This window comes from Streptomyces sp. NPDC001732 (genome assembly GCF_053596315.1).
Genome location: NZ_JBSFFY010000085.1, coordinates 1 through 19986, shown reverse-complemented (window position 1 = coordinate 19986; position 19986 = coordinate 1). Strand labels below are relative to the sequence as shown.

Sequence of the window (19986 nt, the reverse complement as noted above, 5' to 3'; positions counted from 1 at the left end):
CGATCCGGACGCACCATCGGCACCAACGCCGCACGCCCACCCACCGACGAACCCACCACACGCTCCGCCAACAACACCACCGTCTGCGCATCGAACAGGGCGCGCACCGGGAGCTCGATCTCGAAGACGGAGCGGATCCGGCTCACCAGGCGGGTGGCCAGCAGGGAGTGGCCGCCCAGGTCGAAGAAGTTGTCGTCGATCGACACCGACTCCACGCCGAGGACCTCGGCGAACAGGCCGCAGAGCATCTCCTCGTGCGGGGTCCTGGGCGCCCGGCCCGCGGTCGGGGCGGCGCTCAGGTCCGCCACCGACGAACCCTCGCGCGCCGACGGGGCGGCGGGCGTCTCCCAGCCGGCGGGCGGGGCGACCGACTCCAGCGCCTCGGCGACCGGCTGCTCGCCGCTGCCGGTGACGGCCCGCAGGACCGTCTCCAGGTTGGCGAGCAGGATACCGGCGGTGTCCTCGGTGAACAGGCCGTTCTGGTACCCCAGGCGCAGCTGGAGGCGCCGGCCGGGCACGGCGATGAGCGTCAGCGGGTAGTGCGTGGCGTCGGAGCCGGAGGTGCCGGTGATCGTGAGCTCGCCGAGCGAGCCCTGCAGGGAGTCCGCGTCCACCGGGTAGCTCTCGAACGCGACGAGGCTGTCGAAGAGTTCACCGCGGCCGGCGGCGCGCTGGACCTCGGTGAGGCCGATGTAGTGGTGGTCGAGCAGGGCCGACTGCTCGGCCTGGACGCGCAGGAGCAGCGACCTGAGCGATTCGGCCGGGTCCAGCCGGATGCGTACCGGCACGGTGTTGATGAACAGTCCGACGATGCTCTCGACGCCCTCGATCTCCGGCGGGCGGCCGGAGACGGTGGCGCCGAACACGATGTCCTCGGTGCCGGTGAGCCGGGCCAGCTGCAGACCCCACGCCACCTGCACCATCGTGTTGACGGTGATGCCGAGCCTGCGGGCCAGCGCGGACAGCTCCGCGCTCTGCTCCTCGGGCAGGTCGAGGGTGATCCGGCCGGGCAGGCTCTCGACGGTCCCGTCGGCCTGCGGGGCCACCAGGGTGGGGCCGCCGAGGCCGTCCAGCGCGGCCTGCCACGCGTCCAGGCCCGCCTGCTTGTCCTGCTTGCGCAGCCAGGCGAGGTACAGCTTGAACGGCGGCGCGGGCGGCAGTGCCGCCGCGTCCCCGCCGCGCTGGTACAGCTCGAACAGCTCACCCAGCACGATCGGCATCGACCAGCCGTCCAGCAGGATGTGGTGGCAGCTGAACATCAGCCGCCAGCTCTTCTCCGCCAGGCGCACCATGGTGAACCGCAGCAGCGGCGGGTCGGTGAGGTCGAAGCGCACGGCCTCCTCGGCCGCGGACAGTTCGGCCAGGCGGGTCTCCCGCTCGGCCCCGGCCAGCCCGGACAGGTCGTGCACGACGACCGGGGTGTCGAACTCGCGCGGCACCACCTGCACCGGCTTGCTCAGGTTCTCCGAGAGGAAGCCGGCCCGCAGGTTGGTCCGGCGGACCAGCAGGGCCCGTACCGACTCGCGGAAGACGTCCAGGTCGAACGGCCCCTCGAAGTCGACGGCCAGTCGTACGGTGTAGACGTCCAGCGCGTCCTCGTCGTACGTGGCGTGGAAGAGCATGCCTTCCTGCAGCGGTGCGAGCGGCAGGATTTCTTCGAACAGGTCCTTGCGGGTCACCGGGACTTCCTCCACTCAGCTTCCAGTACCCCGAGATCGTCGAGTTCGAGGTCGATCAGTGACAGGTCCGACGGGGCGAGACCGGCCGGTTCCCCCTCGCCGGCGTGCTCGGCGAGGGCGGTGAGCGCGCGGAACCATCCTTCGGCCAGCGCGTGTACGGCGTCCTTGTCGAACATGCGGCGCGGCCAGGTCCAGTTGGCCACCAGCCGCGGGCCGTTCGCACCGTCCTCGACCAGGACGTTGAGCGACAGCGGGTGCGGGGCCGGCATCTCCGGGTCGCCGCCGAGCCGGCGCAGGACGTCGCCGTCCGCGGACATGGTCCAGGGCTCGGCACCGGCCTCGTCCCCGGCGACCGCGGTCCGGCCCAGGTAGTTGAAGCCGAACTGCGGGGATTCGAGGGCGGCCAGCCGGTCGCGGGTGTGCGGGTTGAGGTGGCGCAGCAGGCCGAAGCCGACGCCCTCGTCCGGCATCTGCCGGAGCGTCTCCCGGACCCGGTTGAGGGCCTTGTGCAGGGCCGCGGGGTCGGTGTGGACCCGGCCCCACGCCACCGGTCCGAGATCCAGCCGCGCCGGGGCGAGGCTGGTGAACCAGCCGACCGTGCGGGAGATGTCGAGGTCCTCCCCCTCGGGGATCTGCCGGCCGTGCCGCTCGACGTCGACCAGCACCGCGGTGCCGGCCCCCAGTCCGCGGCGCCGCCGCCAGTCGGCGACCGCCAGGGTGAAGGCGGTCAGGAGCACGTCCTCGACGCCGCTCCTCGTCGCGGTGGGCACCTTGGCCAGCAGCGGCTCGGTGACCGGCTCCGGCAGGGTGAGCACGAGCGATTCCTGGGTGCTCATGGTGTCGATCGCCGGGTCGGGCGTCGCCGCCGTCACGGGGACGTCCCCGTCGACGAGCTGCTCGGTCCACCAGGAGACCCGGGCGGCCCGTGCGGGCTCGGCGGCCAGCTCGGTGAGCCACTGCGACCAGCGCCGCCAGGAGGTGCCGACCGGCTGCAGCCCGGCCTCCCGGGACTCGGCCGCCGCCTGCCACGCCTCGGCGAGGTCGGGCACCAGGATGCGCCAGGACACCCCGTCGACGGCCAGGTGGTGGCCGAGGAACAGCAGTCGGCCCGGCGCGTCGGGCCCGGCGTCGAACCAGACGACCTGCACCATCGCGCCGTCCGTCGGGGACAGGCGGGAGACCGCCCGCTCCGCGTGCTCGGCGACGAGGTCCCGGACCTTCCCGTTGTCCGCACCGGCGACGTCGACCCGGCTCACGCAGTCGGCGGCGTCCACCGCACCGCGCGGCCGGACCTCGCCGGACCACTCCCCGTCGCGGACCGTCAGCCGCAGCCGCAGCGCGTCGTGGTGGTCGAGCACGGTGGCGACGGCGGCGGTCAGCGACTCCAGGGTGACCTCGGCGGGCACCGTGAGCAGCACCGACTGGTGGAACCGTTCCATCCGGCCGCCGTGGTCGCGCAGCCAGTGCATCATCGGGGTGAGCGGCACCTCGCCGATCCCGGCGTCCGGGTCCTGCGGCGGCAGTTCGTCGACCGTGCGGGCGACCGCCGCGATTCCGGCGACCGTCTTGTGCTCGAACACGTCCCGGGGCGTGATGACCAGTCCGCCCTTGCGGGCCTCGCTGACCAGCTTGATGGAGACGATGCTGTCCCCGCCCAGCTCGAAGAAGTTGCCGTCGGCGCCCACCTCGGGCAGCGCGAGCACGGCGGCGAACGCCTCGGCGAGAATCCGCTCGGCGTCCGTGGCCGGTCCCTCGCCCTCCTGGACGGCGGTGAACTCGGGTGCGGGCAGCGCCGCGTGGTCCAGCTTGCCGTTCACCGTCAGCGGCAGCGCGTCCATCACCACGAGCAGCTGCGGCACCATGTACTCCGGCAGCCGCTCGGCCGCGCGGGCGCGCACCTCGCCGGGGTCCACGGTCGTGCCGCCCTCGGGCACCACGTAGCCGACGAGCTGACGGACACCGGGCCGGTCCTCGCGCACGACGACGGCCGCGCCGTCCACCCCCGCGCAGCCCGACAGCACGGACTCGATCTCGCCGAGCTCGATCCGGAACCCGCGCAGCTTGACCTGGTTGTCCCGACGGCCTACGAACTCCAGCACCCCGTCCGCACACCAGCGCACCACATCACCGGTCCGGTACAACCGGGAACCCGGCACACCGAACGGATCCGCCACGAACCGCTCCGACGTCAGACCGGCACGCCCCAGATACCCACGCGCCAACCCCACACCCGACACGTACAACTCACCCGGCACACCCACCGGACACGGGTTCAGACCACTGTCCAGGACGTACACCCGGGTGTTGGCGATCGGGCCGCCGATGGGCGGGGTGACCGTCCCGTCGACCGGGTCGCTCGCCGTGGCGCAGACCGTCGTCTCGGTCGGCCCGTAGGCGTTGATCACGCGGCGGCCCGGGGACCAGCGGGCGGCCAGGTCGCGGGGGCACGCCTCGCCCGCGGTCACCAGGGTCAGCCCGGCGGGCGCGGCCTGGGGCTCGGCCCCGGACAGTGCCGTCGGGGTGAGGGTGGCGTGGGTGATCCCCCGGTCGGTCAGGAAGTCGGTGAGGGCGGAGCCCAGCACCGGGCCGTCGGCCGGGGTGAGGACGAGCGCGGCGCCGTTGAGCAGGGCCATGACCGTTTCCCAGGCGGACGCGTCGAAGCTGGGTGCGGCGAACTGTCCGACCCGGCTCTCGCTGGTCACCCCGAGCCGTTCCGCGTGCCACGCGGCCAGGCTGCCCAGGCCCCGGTGCGTGACCGAGACGCCCTTGGGGCGTCCGGTGGACCCGGAGGTGTAGATCACGTACGCGGGGTGGTCGATCGACAGCGGGGTCCGCCGGTCCGCGTCGGTGACCGCGGCGCCGGAGTGGCCCGCGAGTTCCTCGACGACCGCGGGGCTGTCGAGGAGCAGGGGCTCGACGACTCCGGCCGGCAGCCGGTCGGCCAGGTCCCCGACGGTGACCACGAGCACGGGCTCGCTGTCGGAGACCATGTACTCGATGCGGTCGGCCGGGTGGTTCGGGTCGACCGGTACGTAGGCCCCGCCGGAGATCATCACGGCCAGCAGCGCCGTGGTGAGGTCGACCGACCGGGGCAGGACCAGCGCGACCCGGTCCTCCGGTCCGACCCCGCGTCCGATCAGCAGCCGGGCGAGCCGGCAGGCCCGGTCGGCCAGCTCGGCGTAGTCGACGGTGACGTCGTCACCGACCACGGCGGGCCGGGTCGGCACGGTGGCCGCCTGCCGGGCGAACAGGTCCGGGACGGTGCCGGGGGGCACCGGACGCTCGCTGTCGTTCCAGCCGACGAGCAGTCGTTCGCGCTGCTGTGCCGGCAGGATCTCCAGCCGGCGCACCGGCCGGGTGGGGTCCTCGACGACGGAGCGCAGCAGGGTGACCAGGTGTCCGGCGAGGCGCTCCGCGCTCTCCCGGTCGAACAGGTCCGTGCTGTAGTTGAGAATGCCGGAGATGCCGCCTGTCGCGGCGTCCTCGGCCAGGCTGAGTTCCAGGTCCACCTTGGCGACCGGCAGCAGCAGGTCCTGGGCGGTGACCCGGAGACCGGGCAGCTCCAGCTCCCCCGAGGTGTTGTTCTGGTACGCGAGCAGCACCTGGAACAGCGGGTTGTGCGACAGCGAGCGGTCGGCGCCGACGAGGTCGACCAGCCGCTCGAAGGGCAGGTCCTGGTGGGCGTAGGCACCCAGGGCGGTGGAGCGGGCGCGGCGCAGCAGATCGACGAAGCTCGGGTCGCCGGACACATCGGTGCGCAGCACCAGGGTGTTGACGAAGAACCCGATGAGGTCGTCGGCCGCGGCGTCCAGCCGGCCGGCGACCGGGGTGCCGATGGGGATGTCCGTGCCGGCGCCCAGGCGGGACAGCAGCGCGGCCAGGGCGGCCTGGAAGACCATGAACGGCGTGGTGTCGGTCCGGCCGGCGAGTTCGCGCAGCTTCCCGCCGAGTTCGGCGTCGATGGTCACCGGCACGACGGCGCCCCGGTGGGTGGCGACCGGCGGGCGCGGCCGGTCCGCCGGGAGTTCGAGCTCCTGCGGGGAGCCGGTGAGCTGCTCGGCCCAGTACGCCTGCTGGGAGGCGGCCAGGCTGTCCTCGTCCTGCTCGTCGCCCAGCAGTTGCTGCTGCCACAGGGTGTAGTCGGCGTACTGCACCGGCAGCGGCTCCCACTGCGGCGCCGCGCCGGTCAGCCGGGCGCGGTAGGCCTCGCCGAGGTCGCGGGCGAGCGGGGCCTGCGACCAGCCGTCCCCGGCGATGTGGTGCACGACGACGCACAGCACGTGCTCGTCCGGGGCGGTCCGGAAGAGCCAGGCCCGCACCGGCAGGTCGCGGGCGAGGTCGAAACCGGCGGCACCGGCCACGTCCAGCGCGGTGGCCAGCCCGGCCTCCGGCACGTCGGAGACCTCGATGGCCACCTTCGCCAGCTCGGCCGGGACGATCTGCTGCCAGGGCTCGCCGTCGGTGTCCGGGAAGACGGTGCGCAGCGACTCGTGGCGCCCGAGCACGTCACCGAACGCGGCGGTCAGGGCCTCGGCGTCCAGCTCTCCGGAGAGGCGGACGGCGAACGGGATGTTGTAGGTGGCGCTCGGCCCCTCCATCCGGTTGAGGAACCACAGCCTGCGCTGGGCGAACGAGAGCGGCACCCGCTCCGGCCGCTCGGCCGGGCGCAGCGGCACCCGGGCCGAGGAGGGGGTGTCCGTGAGCCGCACCGCGAGCTGGGAGACGGTCGGTTCCTCGAAGACCCGGCGGATCGGCAGTTCGACGCCGAGCACCGCGCGCACCCGGCTGACGAGCCGGGTGGCGAGCAGGGAGTGGCCGCCGAGTTCGAAGAAGTTGTCGTTGACCGAGACGGAGGGCAGACCGAGCACTTCCTCGAACAGCCCGCACAGCAGCTCCTCGTGCGGGGTGCGCGGGCCCCGGGCGTCCTCCACGGTGTACTCGGGGGCGGGCAGCGCCTTGGTGTCGAGCTTTCCGTTGGTGGTCAGCGGCAGCGCGTCCAGGACGACGACCGGGCGCGGCACCATGTACTCCGGCAGCCGGTCGGCCGCCCAGGTCCGCAGTTCCTCCGGGTCGAGCTCGGTGTCCGCGGCGGGTACGGCGTAGCCGACGAGCTGGCGCAGGCCGGGCCGGTCCTCGCGGACCATGACGGCGACCTGGCCGACCGCGTCGTGGCCGGCGAGCACGGACTCGATCTCGCCGAGCTCGATCCGGAACCCGCGCAGCTTGACCTGGTTGTCCCGACGGCCTACGAACTCCAGCACCCCGTCCGCACACCAGCGCACCACATCACCGGTCCGGTACAACCGGGAACCCGGCACACCGAACGGATCCGCCACGAACCGCTCCGACGTCAGACCGGCACGCCCCAGATACCCACGCGCCAACCCCACACCCGACACGTACAACTCACCCGGCACACCCACCGGACACAGATTCAGACCACTGTCCAGGACGTACACCCGCTTGCCGTCGAAGGGGCGCCCGATCGGCACCGGGTCCGGCACGGGCTCGTTCGCGGTCAGCGGGTGCGCGGCGGCGATGACGGTGACCTCGGTCGGCCCGTAGGCGTCCACGACCGTGATGTCCGGGCAGGCCTCCAGCACCTGACGCACCGATGCGGCCGGCACGGCCTCGCCACCGGCCCACACCTCGCGCAGCGGCCGGAAGGTCTCCGGCGCCTCGGCCGCGATCAGCCGGAACAGGCCGGTGGTGAACAGCGCCCCGGTGACGCGTCCCTCGGTGATGGTCCGGCCGATGGTGGCCACGTCCAGCTCACCGGGCGGGCCGACCACCAGGGTGCCGCCGTTCAGCAGCGGGGTCCACATCTCGTACGTCGAGGCGTCGAAGGCGTGGGCCGAGTGCATCAGCACCCGCTCCTGCGCCCCGCCCGCGAAGAGGCTGTCGGCGACCAGGTCGCCGATGCCGCGGTGGGTGACGGCGACGCCCTTCGGCCGGCCCGTCGAGCCGGAGGTGTACATGATGCACGCGATCCGTTCCGGGCCGGGCGGCATCGGGACGCCGCCGGCCGGGACCGGGTGCTCGTCGGGCAGGTCGCCCTGTTCCAGGATCAGCGAGGTCCCGCTGTCGCCCAGGACGTACTCGCGCCGGGAGAGCGGCCAGCGGTGGTCGACGGGCACGTACGCCGCGCCCGCCCGCAGCACGCCGAGCACGGCGAGCACGAACTCGACGGAACGGTCCATGGCGATGCCGACCGGTTCCTCGGGGCGCACCCCCCGGTCGAGCAGCCAGGCGGCGATCTGCTCGACCCGGTGGCTCAGCTCCGCGTAGGTCAGCGAGCGGTCGCCGCAGACCACCGCCTCCCGGTCCGGGGTCTCGGCGGTGCGCAGCGCCAGCAGCTCCGGCACGGTGCGGGCCGGGACCGGGACGGGGGCCGGGTTCCACTCGTCGAGCAGGAGCGAACGCTCGGCGGCGTCCAGCAGCTCGACCGCCCCGGACTGTCCGGACGGCTCGGCGACGAAGGATTCGAGCACGGCGGTCAGCCGCTTGCGGAAACCTTCGATCTCGGCCTCGTCGAAGGCGTCGGAGCGGTAGGTGAAGCGCAGTTCGAGCGAGGAGCCGGGGATGACCATGAGGGCGAGCGGGTAGTGCGCGCCGTCGGTGGAGAAGAAACCGGCGACCGACAGTCCGCCGGGAAGGCTCAGGGCCGCCGGGTCGACCGGGAAGTTCTCCAGGACGGTGAGGGTGTCGAACAGTTCGCCGATCCCGGCCGCGCGCTGGATCTCCGCCAGACCGAGGTGCTGGTGGGACATCAGCGCCTGCTGTTCCTCCTGCAGCCGTTCGCAGAGCGCGAGCAGCGACTCCTCGGGGCGGATCCGGACCCGCACGGGCACGGTGTTGAGGAAGAGCCCGACCATGGTGTGCACGCCGGGGATCTCCGGCGAGCGCCCGGCGAGGGTCATGCCGAAGGTGACGTCGCGGCGGTCGGTCAGCCTGCCCAGCAGCAGCCCCCACGCGGCCTGCACCACGGTGTTGAGGGTGATGCCGTGCTCGCGGGCCCGCTCGGTCAGCCGCCGGGTGGTCTCCGGGGAGAGCCGGCCGATGACCCTGCTGGGCAGCACCGACGTGGAGCGGTCGTCGGGCATCGCGGCCAGCATGGTGGGCTCCTCCAGCCCCTCAAGCGCGCTGCGCCAGGCCCGGACGGCGCCCTCGCGGTCCCGCTTGGCGAGCCACGCCAGGTGGTAGCGGTACGGGGTCACCGCGGGCAGCGCGGCGGCGTCGCCGCCCGCCGCGTACAGCTCGAACAGCTCGCGCACCAGGACCGGTGCCGACCAGCCGTCCAGCAGGATGTGGTGGTTGGTCACCAGCAGCCGGTAGCGGTTCTCCGTCACCCGGATCACGGTGAACCGCAGCAGCGGCGGGGTGCGCAGGTCGAAGCGGGCCGCGCGGTCGCGTTCGGTGATGTCGCGCAGGGCCGCTTCCCGCTCCTGCTCCGGCAGGTCGGTCAGATCGGCCTCGTGCCACGGGAGTTCGACCGTCTTCGGAATGAACTGCAGGGCGCGCGGTCCGTCGTGCCGGAAACCGGCGCGCAGGTTGCCGTGCCGCTCCAGCAGGGCGCGCGCGGCGGTGTGCAGGGCCGGGACGTCGAGCGGGCCGTCGATGTCCATGCCGAGCTGCATGACGTAGACGTCCGGGCCCGGCTGGTCGTCGTACTGCGCGTGGAAGAGCAGACCCTCCTGCAGCGGGGTGAGCGGCAGCACGGCTTCCAGCGACGAGGTGTCCTTCGTACTCATTCCGAAACGCTCCATTTCGACTCGAACTGGTCGAGTTCGTCCTGCGAGAGCAAGTCCATGTCCCATTCGCTGTCGGCCGCCGGGTCCGTCTTTCCGGCGTCGGCGGACACCGGCGTGGCCATCGCGGCGATGGCCCGCACGGTGCGGTGCGCGAACACGTCCTGCGGGGTGAACTCCAGCCCCTCGGCGCGTGCCCGGCTGACGAGCTGGATCGAGACGATGCTGTCGCCGCCCTGGCGGAAGAAGTCGTCGTCCACACCGGCCCGGGAGAGCCCGAGCACCTCGGCGAAGAGCCGGGCGACCGTCTTCTCCTGCGGGGTGACGGGCACCGCGTCCGAGGCGGGCGCCGCCATGTCGGGCGCGGGGAGCGCCTTGTGGTCGAGCTTGCCGTTCAGGGTGACGGGCAGGGCGTCCAGCAGGACCAGTGCGGCGGGCATCATGTGGTCGGGCAGCCGCTGCGCGAGCGCGCTCTGCAGCTCGGCCACCAGCGCGCCGCTCTTGCGGACGACGAGCGGGTCGTTGGCGTACCGCTCGGGCGTCCCGTCCGGGAGGTACAGGTCCCGGTAGGCGGGCAGGGCACCGCCGTCGGCGGGTTCCGGTACGAACACCGCGTCCAGCCGGCCGTCCTCGGCCCCGGCCGTCCAGGTCACGAGCGCCCGGTAGCCGACGGGGGAACCCACCTCGTGCAGGGCCGTGACCTCGGCTTCGTCCATCGCCCGGGGGGCCTCGTCCCCGGCCGCCATGGCCAGGTCGGCGGCGAGCCTGCTGTTGGGGATGCCGGTGACCCGCAGTCCGGCCGGACGCTCCTCGCGCAGCCGGGCGGCCAGCTTGTCGAGTCCGCCGACGGTCTCCCAGGCGACGGCCGGTGCCGCCGCGAGCGAGACCGGGGCGGCCGGCCGCTTGTGCAGCACCACGTCGTAGCGGTAGCGGTTCAGTTCGTTGGCGTACTCCCCGCGCTTGATGCGGATGTCCGCACCGCCGAAGCCGTCCAGCACCCCGCCGAGGGTGTCGAACAGGGCGGGGTCGACCAGCAGCTCGGTCTCGCGCTCGACCGCCCGGTCCACCGCGTGCCGGGTGGCGTCGGTGCCGTCCCCGGGCCGGGCCGTGCGGTGCACGGCGGTGCGCATGCAGCGCAGCAGCCGCAGGTCGCGGATGTCACCGAGGAAGACCGAACCGGTGTCGCCGAGCAGGGTGAACGCCTTCGCGATGACGTCGGTCAGGTAGTTCACGCTCGGGAAGTACTGCGCCACCGAGTTGATCACGACGGTGTCGAACGTCCCGGCCGGCAGCTCGTCCAGCACGTGCGCCGCCGCCGCGGTGAACCGGGTCCGTCCCGCCAGCACCGGGTCCTGCGCGGTCTGCCGCCGCAGGGTGGCGATGACCTCGCCGGACAGGTCGGTGCCCCAGTAGAGCTCCACGTGGGGTGCGACCGGCGTCATGATCAGACCGGCGCCGACGCCGATCTCCAGCACCCGGCGGGGCTTCAGCTCCAGGATCCGGTCGACCGTGGCCGCACGCCAGGCGCGCATCTCCGCCTCGGGCAGCTCCGAGCCGTCGTAACTGCTGTGCCAGCCGCTGAAGTTCTCGCCGAGCGGCGGACCGTCCTCGGCGGAGGCCCCGTACACCTCGTCGTTGATGACCTGCCACTTGTCGACCTGGTCGGTCTCCAGGCCGGTGTCCCGGGACTCGGCGTCCTGCGCGGCGGGCACCACGTAGCCGACCAGTCTGCGCTCGCCGGGCCGGTCCTCCCGGACCACGACCGCGGCCGTCTCCACCTGCGGCTGGTCGGTCAGCGCGCCGGTGATCTCGCCCAGCTCCACCCGGAAGCCGCGCAGCTTCACCTGGTCGTCCGCCCGTCCGACGAACTCCAGCCGGCCGTCGGAGCGTTGGCGCACCACGTCGCCGGTGCGGTACATCCGCTCCCCCGGCCCGCCGAACGGCGCGGCGACGAACCGCTCTGCGGTAAGACCGGCCCGGCCGAGGTAGCCGCGGGCCAGGTTGATCCCGGCCACGTACAGCTCGCCGATGACGCCGGGCGCGACCGGGCTGAGCCGGGCGTCCAGCACGTACGCGCGGGCGTTGAGGATCGGCGTGCCGATCGGCGGCGTGACCGCCCCGGACAGCGGCTCGCTCATCGTGGCGCAGACCGTGGTCTCCGTCGGGCCGTACGCGTTGATCATGCGGCGGCCCGCCGACCACGTGCCGGCCAGCTCCGCCGAGCACGGCTCGCCCGCGACCGTCAGCACCATGTCGGCCGGCACGGCGGCCGGGTCGAGGCCGGTCAGCGCGATCGGCGGGATCGTCGCGTGGGTGATCCGCTGCGCGGTCAGGAACCGGGCCAGGACGTCGCCGAGCAGCAGTCCCCGGTCGACCGGGAGCACCAGCGCGGCCCCGCTCAGCAGGGTGATGCAGGTCTCGGAGATCGCGGCGTCGAAGCTCGGTGCCGCGTACTGGACGACCCGGCTGTCCGGCCGGATCGCGAACCGTTCGCCCTGCGCGGCGGCCAAGTTGCCGATGCCCCGGTGGGTCACCACGACGCCCTTGGGGCGGCCGGTCGATCCGGAGGTGTAGATGACGTAGGCGGCGTGGTCGGTGGAGGCGGGCAGGCGCCGGTCCCCGTCCGACAGCGGGCCGGCCGGCCGCGAGGCGATCCTGGCGGCGGTCTCCGCGGCGTCGACCACGACCGCGGGCACGCCGGGCACGACCTCGCGGGCCGTCTCCGCCACCGCTTCGGTGGTCAGCAGCAGCACGGGCGCGGAGTCGGCGGCCATGTAGGCGACCCGGTCCCGCGGGTAGGCGGGGTCGACCGGGACGAACGCGGCACCCGCCGTGACCACGGCGAGCTGGGCCACGAGGAGGTCCAGCGACTTCGGCATGACCAGCAGGACCCGGTCCTCGGCGCCGATGCCGCGCGTCACCAGGTGCCGGGCGAGCCGGTTGACCCGCTCGGCCAGCTCGGCGTAGCGCAGCTCCTGTTCGCCGGCCACCACCGCGAGGGCGCCGGGGGTGCGCAGCGCCTGGGCGGTGAAGAGTTCGGCCAGGGTGCCGGACGGGACCTCGCGCGCGGTGTCGTTCCAGGCGACGAGGATCCGCTCGCGCTCGGCGGCGCCCAGCACCTCCAGCTCGCTCAGGCGGCTGCCGGGCCGTCCGGTCGCCTGGTCCAGCAGCCGCGTCAGCCTGTCGATGAGCAGCTCGATGGTCGAGCGGTCGTACAGGTCGGTCGCGTACTCGACGGCGCAGGTGGTGTGGCTCGGGGTGTCGCCCTCGCCCTCCACCTCGCGGAAGTCGAACAGCAGGTCCAGCTTGGCGGTGTGGGTGACGGCGGGCTCGATCCAGGCGTCGAGGCCTGGCAGGTCCAGGGTCGGGGTCGCGTTGTTCTGGAAGCCCAGGCCGATCTGGATCAGCGGGTGCCGGCCGGCCGAGCGCTCCGGGTTGACCGCCTCCACCAGGCGTTCGAAGGGCAGGTCCTGGTTGGCGAAGGCGGCCAGGCCGTCCGTGCGGGCCTTGCCCAGCAGGTCGGCGAAGCTCGGGTCGCCGCTGAGGTCGGTGCGCATCACCAGGGTGTTGACCAGGAAGCCGACCAGGTTGTCGAGGGCCTCGTCGGTGCGTCCCGCGATCGAGATGCCGAGCGGGACGTCCTCACCGGCGCCGAGCTTGCTCAGCAGGGCCGCCAGCGCGGTCTGCACCACCATGAAGGGGCTCACGTCGTGTTCGCGCGAGCACCGTGTCAGCTGCTGGTGCAGCTCGGGCGACAGGTCGAAGCGCAGCGTCTCGCCGCGGTAGGAGGCGACGGCGGGCCGGGGCCGGTCGGTGGGCAGGGTGACCTCTTCGGGCAGCCCCCGCAGGTACTCGGTCCAGAAGGAGAGCTGGCCGGAGATCGCGGAATCGGGGGCGTCCTCGTCGCCGAGGATCTCGCGCTGCCACAGCGTGTAGTCCGCGTACTGCACCGGCAGCGGCTCCCACTGCGGGAGGTCGCCCCGGCAGCGTGCCGTGTAGGCGGTCTGCAGGTCGCGGGTGAGCGGCACCAGGGACCAGCCGTCGCCGGCGATGTGGTGCACCGGCATGAGCAGCGCGTGCTCCTCCTCGGAAACGGCGTACAGATGCGCGCGGATGGGCGCCTCGGTGGCCAGGTCGAAGCCGACGGCGGCGCGTTCGGTCATCGCCGCGGCCAGCCGGTCGGCGGCGATCTCGGTCACGCCCATGACCGGTGTCGCCTCCTGCGCGGACAGGATGTGCTGGCGCGGGGTGCCGTCGCGGTCGGGGAAGACGGTGCGCAGGCTCTCGTGCCGGGCGACCACGTCGCCGATCGCGGCCTGGAGGGCCTCCCGGTCCAGGGAGCCGTTGAGCCGCACCACGAGCGGGATGTTGTACGTGCCGGCGCCGCCGTCGATCTTGTCGATGAACCACAGCCGCAGCTGGGCGAAGGAGAGCGGGATCTCCTCCGGCTTGTCCATCCGGGTCAGCGGGCGCCGGGCCTCGGGCACGTCGCCGTTGCCGGCGAGCCAGGCGATCAGCGCCGCCGGGGTGGGGGCCTCGAACACGGTACGGATGGAGAGTTCGACGCCGAACGCCGCGCGCACCCGGCTGACCAGCCTGGTCGCCAGCAGCGAGTGTCCGCCCAGGTCGAAGAAGTTGTCGTCCATCGAGACCGAGGACAGGCCCAGGATCTCCGCGAAGAGACCGCAGAAGATCTCCTCCTCCGGGGTACGGGGTGCCCGGCCGCCCGCGACACCCGCCACGTCGGGGGCGGGCAGGGCCTTGGTGTCGAGCTTCCCGTTCGCGGTCAGGGGCAGCGCGTCCAGCTGCACGAACCAGCTGGGCACCATGTGCTCGGGCAGGGCCGCCGCCGCGTGCTTGCGCAGCTCCGCCGGATCCGGCACGGCGTCGCCGACGACGTAGGCCACCAGCCGCTTGTCGTCGGGGGTGTCCTCCCGGACCACGACCGCCGCCTGCCGGACGTCGGGGTGCTGGAGCACGGCGGCCTCGATCTCGCCCGGCTCGATCCGGAAGCCGCGGATCTTGACCTGGTGGTCGGAGCGTCCCAGGTACTCCAGGTTCGCGGTGCCGTCCGAGGCCCAGCGGGCCAGGTCGCCGGAGCGGTACATGCGCTGTCCGGGCGGGCCGAAGGGGTCCGCGACGAACCGGCTGCAGCTCAGGTCCGGCCGCCCCAGGTATCCGTCGGCCACCGCGGGGCCGCCGACGTACAGCTCGCCGGCCACCCCGGGCGGGGCCGGGCGCAGCGCGGTGTCGAGGACGTAGAGGCGCAGGTCGCTGATGCCCCGGCCGATCATGCTGCCGGTGCGGCCGGAGGCGCACGACGCGTCGAGCAGCAGCTCGGTGGTGTGCACCGTGGTCTCGGTGATGCCGTACATGTTGACCAGGCGCGGGGCGTCCTCGGCGTGCCGCTCGTACCACTCGGCCAGCCTGCCGAACTCCAGCGCGGCGCCGCCGAAGACCACGAACCGCAGCGCCAGTCGCCCGCCGGTCTCCGGGTCGTCCCGGTCGGCCTGGATCAGCTGGTAGAACGCCGACGGCGTCTGGCTGAGGACGGTGACCCGCTCCTGTGCCAGCAGCCGCAGGAACTCCTCCGGGGAGCGGCTGACCCCGAACGGCACCACCACGAGCTTGCCGCCGTGCAGCAGGGCGCCCCAGATCTCCCACACCGAGAAGTCGAAGGCGTAGGAGTGGAACAGCGACCACACGTCGTCCGGGCCGGCGCCGGTCCACCACTCGGTCGACTCGAAGAGCCGGATCACGTTCTGGTGGGCGACCACGACGCCCTTGGGCCGGCCGGTCGAGCCGGAGGTGTAGATGACGTAGGCGGCCTGGTCGGGCAGGACCGGTCCGCCGCGCTCGCCGTCCTCGACCGGGGTCCGCGGGAGCAGCGCGAGCTCGGCCACCGTGTCGGGGTGGTCCAGCGCGATCTCCGGCGTCTCCAGGGCCAGTTGGGCGAAGGCCTCGTGCCGTGCGGTGATCACCGCGGTGGGCTTGGCGTCGTCGAGCGTGTAGGCGATCCGGTCCGCCGGGTACTCGGGGTCGATCGGCAGGTACGCCGCGCCCGCCTTGAGCGTGGCCAGCAGCGCGACGGGCAGGTCCGCCGAGCGCGGCATCGCCAGCGCGACGAGCTGGCCGCGCCGGACCCCGCGGCGGAGCAGCAGCCGGGCCAGCTGGTTGGACCGTTCGTCCAGTTCGCGGTAGGTCAGCTCCTGGGCGGCGGGGCCGTCGGGGCACACCACCGCCGTGTTGTCCGGGTACGCCGCGGCGGCGACGGCGAACCGCTCGGGCAGGGTGGAGCGTTCGGTGGCACCGTGGCTCCTGGAGGCGCCGCCCCAGTCGCCGATCAGCCTGGTCAGCATCTCGGGCTTCACGATGTCCAGGGCGCCGATCGGGCGCTCGGGGTGTGCGGCGAGTTCCCCGAGCAGCCGGATGATCAGGTCGTGGTGGCGGCGCACCTCGTCGGTGCTGTAGACGTCCGGGTTGGCCGAGACGTCGAACCGGAAGCCGCCGTCCGGTCGGCCGATCACGATCAGGGAGAAGTCGTCGTCGTGCCCGGCCATCAGCGGGTTCAGCGTCGACGGCACGCCCGCGAAGTGCAGGGTCGGCGAGACGACGTGGAGGTTGAGCCGCGGGCCGAGCAACCGGCCGTCGGAGCCCAGGAGTTTGAGTTCGCGCCGCAGGTCCTCGTAGCGGTACCGCTTGTGCCGGGAGGCGGCGCGCATCTGCTGGTGCGCGTGGCGGACGAGCTCCTGCGCCGTCATGTCGGGACGCACCGTCATCCGCACGCCGACCACGTTGGACACCATGCCGGGCACGGCCCGTCCCGCGGCCGTGGTGCGGGCGGCGACGGACAGGGCGATCACCACGTCGTCGCTTCCGGTGATCCGGCTCGTGTACGCGGCGATCGCCGCCAGGACGGCGGCGGGCCAGCCGACCCGGCCGGCCCGTGCCGCGTCGCGGACCTCGTCGCCCGTGCTCGCCGAGACCTGCCGGGTTCCGCGCACCTGGCCGGTGGGCAGCGCCGTCGGGCGGTCGCCGAGGCTCACGGCGACCGGCTTGTCGGCGAACTGCCCGGTCCAGAAGTCCCGGTCGGCGGCGAGCTCGTCGGAGCCCTGGTAGGCCAGGTCGTCCTCGACCAGCTCGCGCAGGGCCGGGAACGCTCCCGCGGAGGTGTCCTCCCCCGCCGTCAGCCGGGTGTAGACCTCGGCCGTGCGGGACGCGACGAGGCTCGCGCCGAAGCTGTCCATCACCAGGTGGTGGTAGCGGTAGTAGAAGAGGAACCGGTCGTCGGCGACCTTGATCAGCGCGAAGCGGTACAGCAGGCCCCCGGTCACGTCCAGCGGGGTCTCGGCGTCCGCCCACATCCAGGCGTCGGCCTTCTCGGCCGGGTGGGCCTCGCCGGTGAGGTCCAGGAACTCCACGGGCTGCGCCGACCAGTCGGTGATCGGGTCGATCACCTGCACCGGGCCGGTTCGCTCGTCGACGAACCGGGCGCGCAGTGCCTCGGTCTCGGTGACGACCTGTCGCATGGCGGTGGTGAACAGGCCGGGGTCGACGGCCCCCGCTATCTCCAGGTACAGGGCCGCGTTGAACGTCGCGTTCGGGCCGCTCAGGCTCTGGGCGTACCAGATCCCGGCCTGGCCGGCGGTCAGCGGCAGAACCGTGGCTGACGAGTCAGACATCTGTCCTCTGTTTCTTCGGGCCAGGCCGACCTGGGAGTCGGTCGGTGATTCGACGGTCGGCGGGCGCGGCGGCTCCGGCTGCCCTGGGGTCCTGCTGTCGGCGCCGTACCGGCCGACGTGCCGGCCCTTCTGCGGGGCAGGCGGAGACCCGCCCTCGGTGGGGAGACGGCTCCTCCGACGGCGGTCGAACAACGTTCAGTAAACGAATACACGTCCGGACAAGCCGTGTCGCACACGGCTGCAATTTCCGGAAAGGGATCTTCTCCTCGGCACGCGGAAGTTCGGGTCCGCCGGGCCGTGTCCCGTTGCAGCAAGTGGCAAGTGCCCCCGGCGGCGGGGAATTCCGTCCGTAGCATCACCACGAGCAGGCCCATGACCACGACAAAGACAGGGGAAATCCCCATGACCGACGCCATGGAGAAGCCGGCGACCTGCCCCGTCGCCCCTCGCGGCTGGCCCAACCCACTGCTGCCTGAGTACGACCAGGTTCCGGAGGGGCGCCCGCTGACCCAGGTGACCATGCCGTCGGGCAGCAAGGCGTGGCTGGTCTCCCAGCACGACCACATCCAGCGGCTGCTGGCCGACAACCGGTTCAGCGTGGAGCCGCACCCCACGTTCCCGATCCGGTTCCCCGCGCCGCAGGAACTGCTGGACATGATCGCCCGGGACGCGAAGAACCTGCTGGTGACCATGGACCCGCCGCGGCACACCCGGGTGCGGCAGATGTCCCTGCCGGACTTCACCATCAAGGCCGTCGAGAAGCTGCGCCCGCGGGTGCAGGAGCTCATCGACCACTACCTGGACGCGATGGAGAAGGACGGGGGCCCCGTCGACCTGGTCCAGGCGCTGGCCCTGCCGCTGCCGGCCCAGGTGATCTGCGAGCTGGCCGGTATCCCCGAGGCCGAGCGCGACGTCTTCACCCGCAACGCCGCGATCATGGTGGGCACCCGGCACTCGTACACCATGGACGAGAAGCTGGCCGCCAACGAGGAGTTGATGAAGTACTTCGCGACCCTCGTCGTCGAGAAGCAGCAGAACCCCACCGACGACATGCTCGGCAACTTCATCACGCGGGCGGGCCGGACCGACGAGTTCGACCACCACGGCCTGACGCTGATGACGAAGATGCTGCTGCTCGCGGGTTACGAGTTCATCGTGAACCGCATCGCGCTCGGCACCCAGACGCTGCTCGACCACCCCGACCAGCTCAAGGCGCTGCAGGCCGACCCCGAGGGCCTCATGCCGAAGACCGTCAACGAGGTGCTGCGCTACTTCAGCCTGGTCGACGAGATCATCGCCCGCGTCGCGCTCGCCGACGTGGAGATCGACGGGGTGACCATCAAGGAGGGCGAGGGCATCCTCGTGCTCAAGGGCCTCGGCGACCGCGACCCCGCCAAGTACGAGAACCCCGACTCCTTCGACATCCACCGCGACTCGCGGGACCACCTCGCCTTCGGCTACGGCGTCCACCAGTGCCTCGGCCAGCACGTCGCGCGCCTGATGATGGAGCTGTGCTTCACCTCGCTGTTCGCCCGGTTCCCGGGCCTGCACGTGGTCGAGTCGGACGAACCCATCGAGCTCATCGACGGCCTGCCGCCGGTGCACAAGCTCGTGGTCGGCTGGTGACCGCGATGAAGGTGCACGTGGAACGCGACCGCTGCATCGGCGCCGGGCTGTGCGTGATGAGCGCCCCGACCGTCTTCGACCAGCAGGACGACGACGGGCTGGTGGTTCTGCTGAACGACAGCCCCTCGCAGGACGAGGCCGAGAACCTGCGCAAGGTCGCCCAGCACATCTGCCCGTCGAAGGCCATCCTCATCACCGAGGACTGAGCGCGCCTCGCACCGGCTCGCGGGTCCGCCGCCGCACCTGCGGCGGCGGACCCGTCGTCTTGCCCGCCGCGCCTCCCCCCGCAACCGCCGACCAGAGTGGACAGCACACATGACAAAGCTCAACGGATGGAAAGTGCTCAGCGCGGGCCGGGGTTCCGATCTCGTGCTCACCGTCGACTTCGCCACCACCGGCCGCTCCGACTCCAGCTTCTCGGACCTCGCCCCGCGGCTCGACCCGCAGCTGACGGTGTGGGAGACCCGGCAGCCCGACTCCGGGGACGGGATGTCCGCGGAGGACTACATCGAGCTGTGGGCCCGCGAGGTCGAGGACAGCGGGCTGACCGTCCGGGCGGTGCTCGGCTACTGCGCGGGCAGTGTGTTCGCCGGTGAGCTGGCCGCCAGGATCGGCGAGCGGCAGGAACAGCCGCCCCGGTTCGTGGTGTTCGACCCGGAGGTGCCGGACCGGGCCGGCCTGGACCGGGACTTCACCGCCATGATGGACCAGTTCGCCGCGGTGCTGTCCCCCGAGGAGGTGGCCGCCGCCCGCCGGGCCTCCCAGGAGGCGCGGACCGACGCCCCGGACTTCGCCGCCTTCGGCGACGAGCTCGTCCGGATCTTCCGGGAGCAGGCCGGTGCGGCGTTCGTGCGCGAGGAGCTCGACACGGAACTGCTGGAGGAGTTCGCGGCGGTGTTCCGGTCGTTCGTGTCGTACCTGGACGCGGCCCGGCAGATCGACCCGACCGCCGCCTGGCGCACCGCCACCGCGGTGAACTCCAACAGCGCGACCGAGGGTGCCCTGCTGGCCCGGGAGTCCGTCGACATTCCCGTCGACCACGTCGACATCCTGCGCAGTCCCCTGACCGCCGAGGCCGTCGACCGGATCGTCGCGGCCCACGCGGACGCCACCGCGTGACGACGACGAAGCGGCCCGCCCGCGGGAACCGGAGAGGCTTGAGTTCTAGCGATCGTTGCAACACTTCCTGGCTCAGGTGGTGAGTAGATCACGTAGACGCTCGGCTGGTGTACTCCAGCCGAGCGTCTTGCG

At 72.6% G+C, this 19986-nt stretch carries 6 protein-coding genes; 3 read left to right on the top strand and 3 right to left on the bottom strand.

Annotated elements, in window-relative coordinates:
* The 3 genes from ACWCXX_RS36985 to ACWCXX_RS36975 all read right to left on the bottom strand — a co-directional run.
* Positions 1-1679: condensation domain-containing protein (locus ACWCXX_RS36985; protein WP_451135084.1), on the bottom strand; the 1679-nt coding region annotated here is incomplete at its 3' end.
* A complete protein-coding gene (locus ACWCXX_RS36980; RefSeq protein WP_451135082.1) occupies positions 1676-9430 on the bottom strand; it encodes an amino acid adenylation domain-containing protein in 7755 nt (2584 codons plus the stop codon). The genes ACWCXX_RS36985 and ACWCXX_RS36980, both read right to left, overlap by 4 nt.
* A complete protein-coding gene (locus ACWCXX_RS36975; protein WP_451135080.1) occupies positions 9427-17109 on the bottom strand; it encodes an amino acid adenylation domain-containing protein in 7683 nt (2560 codons plus the stop codon). Before ACWCXX_RS36975 ends, ACWCXX_RS36980 begins: the two co-directional genes overlap by 4 nt.
* A 402-nt stretch (positions 17110-17511) precedes the next feature.
* Here ACWCXX_RS36975 and ACWCXX_RS36970 point away from each other — a divergent pair, with 402 nt between their 5' ends.
* From ACWCXX_RS36970 to ACWCXX_RS36960, 3 genes are all read left to right on the top strand, one after another.
* A complete protein-coding gene (locus ACWCXX_RS36970; RefSeq protein ID WP_451135078.1) occupies positions 17512-18735 on the top strand; it encodes a cytochrome P450 in 1224 nt (407 codons plus the stop codon).
* A gap of 5 nt (positions 18736-18740) precedes the next feature.
* Entirely contained in the window at positions 18741-18941 is a 201-nt protein-coding gene (locus ACWCXX_RS36965) for a ferredoxin (RefSeq protein ID WP_451135086.1), read from the top strand.
* Between the two features lie 109 nt (positions 18942-19050).
* Positions 19051-19854: a hypothetical protein gene (locus ACWCXX_RS36960; RefSeq protein WP_451135076.1), complete on the top strand. Its 804-nt coding sequence runs from the start codon at positions 19051-19053 to the stop codon at positions 19852-19854.
* Positions 19855-19986 lie beyond the last annotated feature (132 nt).

What these genes read in the sequence shown, in the direction of transcription:
- ACWCXX_RS36980 (WP_451135082.1), bottom strand. Translation starts at nt 9,430, where the DNA reads ATGAGTACGAAGGACACCTCGTCGCTGGAAGCCGTGCTGCCGCTCACC.
- ACWCXX_RS36975 (WP_451135080.1), bottom strand. Translation starts at nt 17,109, where the DNA reads ATGTCTGACTCGTCAGCCACGGTTCTGCCGCTGACCGCCGGCCAGGCC.
- ACWCXX_RS36970 (WP_451135078.1), top strand. Translation starts at nt 17,512, where the DNA reads ATGACCGACGCCATGGAGAAGCCGGCGACCTGCCCCGTCGCCCCTCGC.
- ACWCXX_RS36965 (WP_451135086.1), top strand. Translation starts at nt 18,741, where the DNA reads ATGAAGGTGCACGTGGAACGCGACCGCTGCATCGGCGCCGGGCTGTGC.
- ACWCXX_RS36960 (WP_451135076.1), top strand. Translation starts at nt 19,051, where the DNA reads ATGACAAAGCTCAACGGATGGAAAGTGCTCAGCGCGGGCCGGGGTTCC.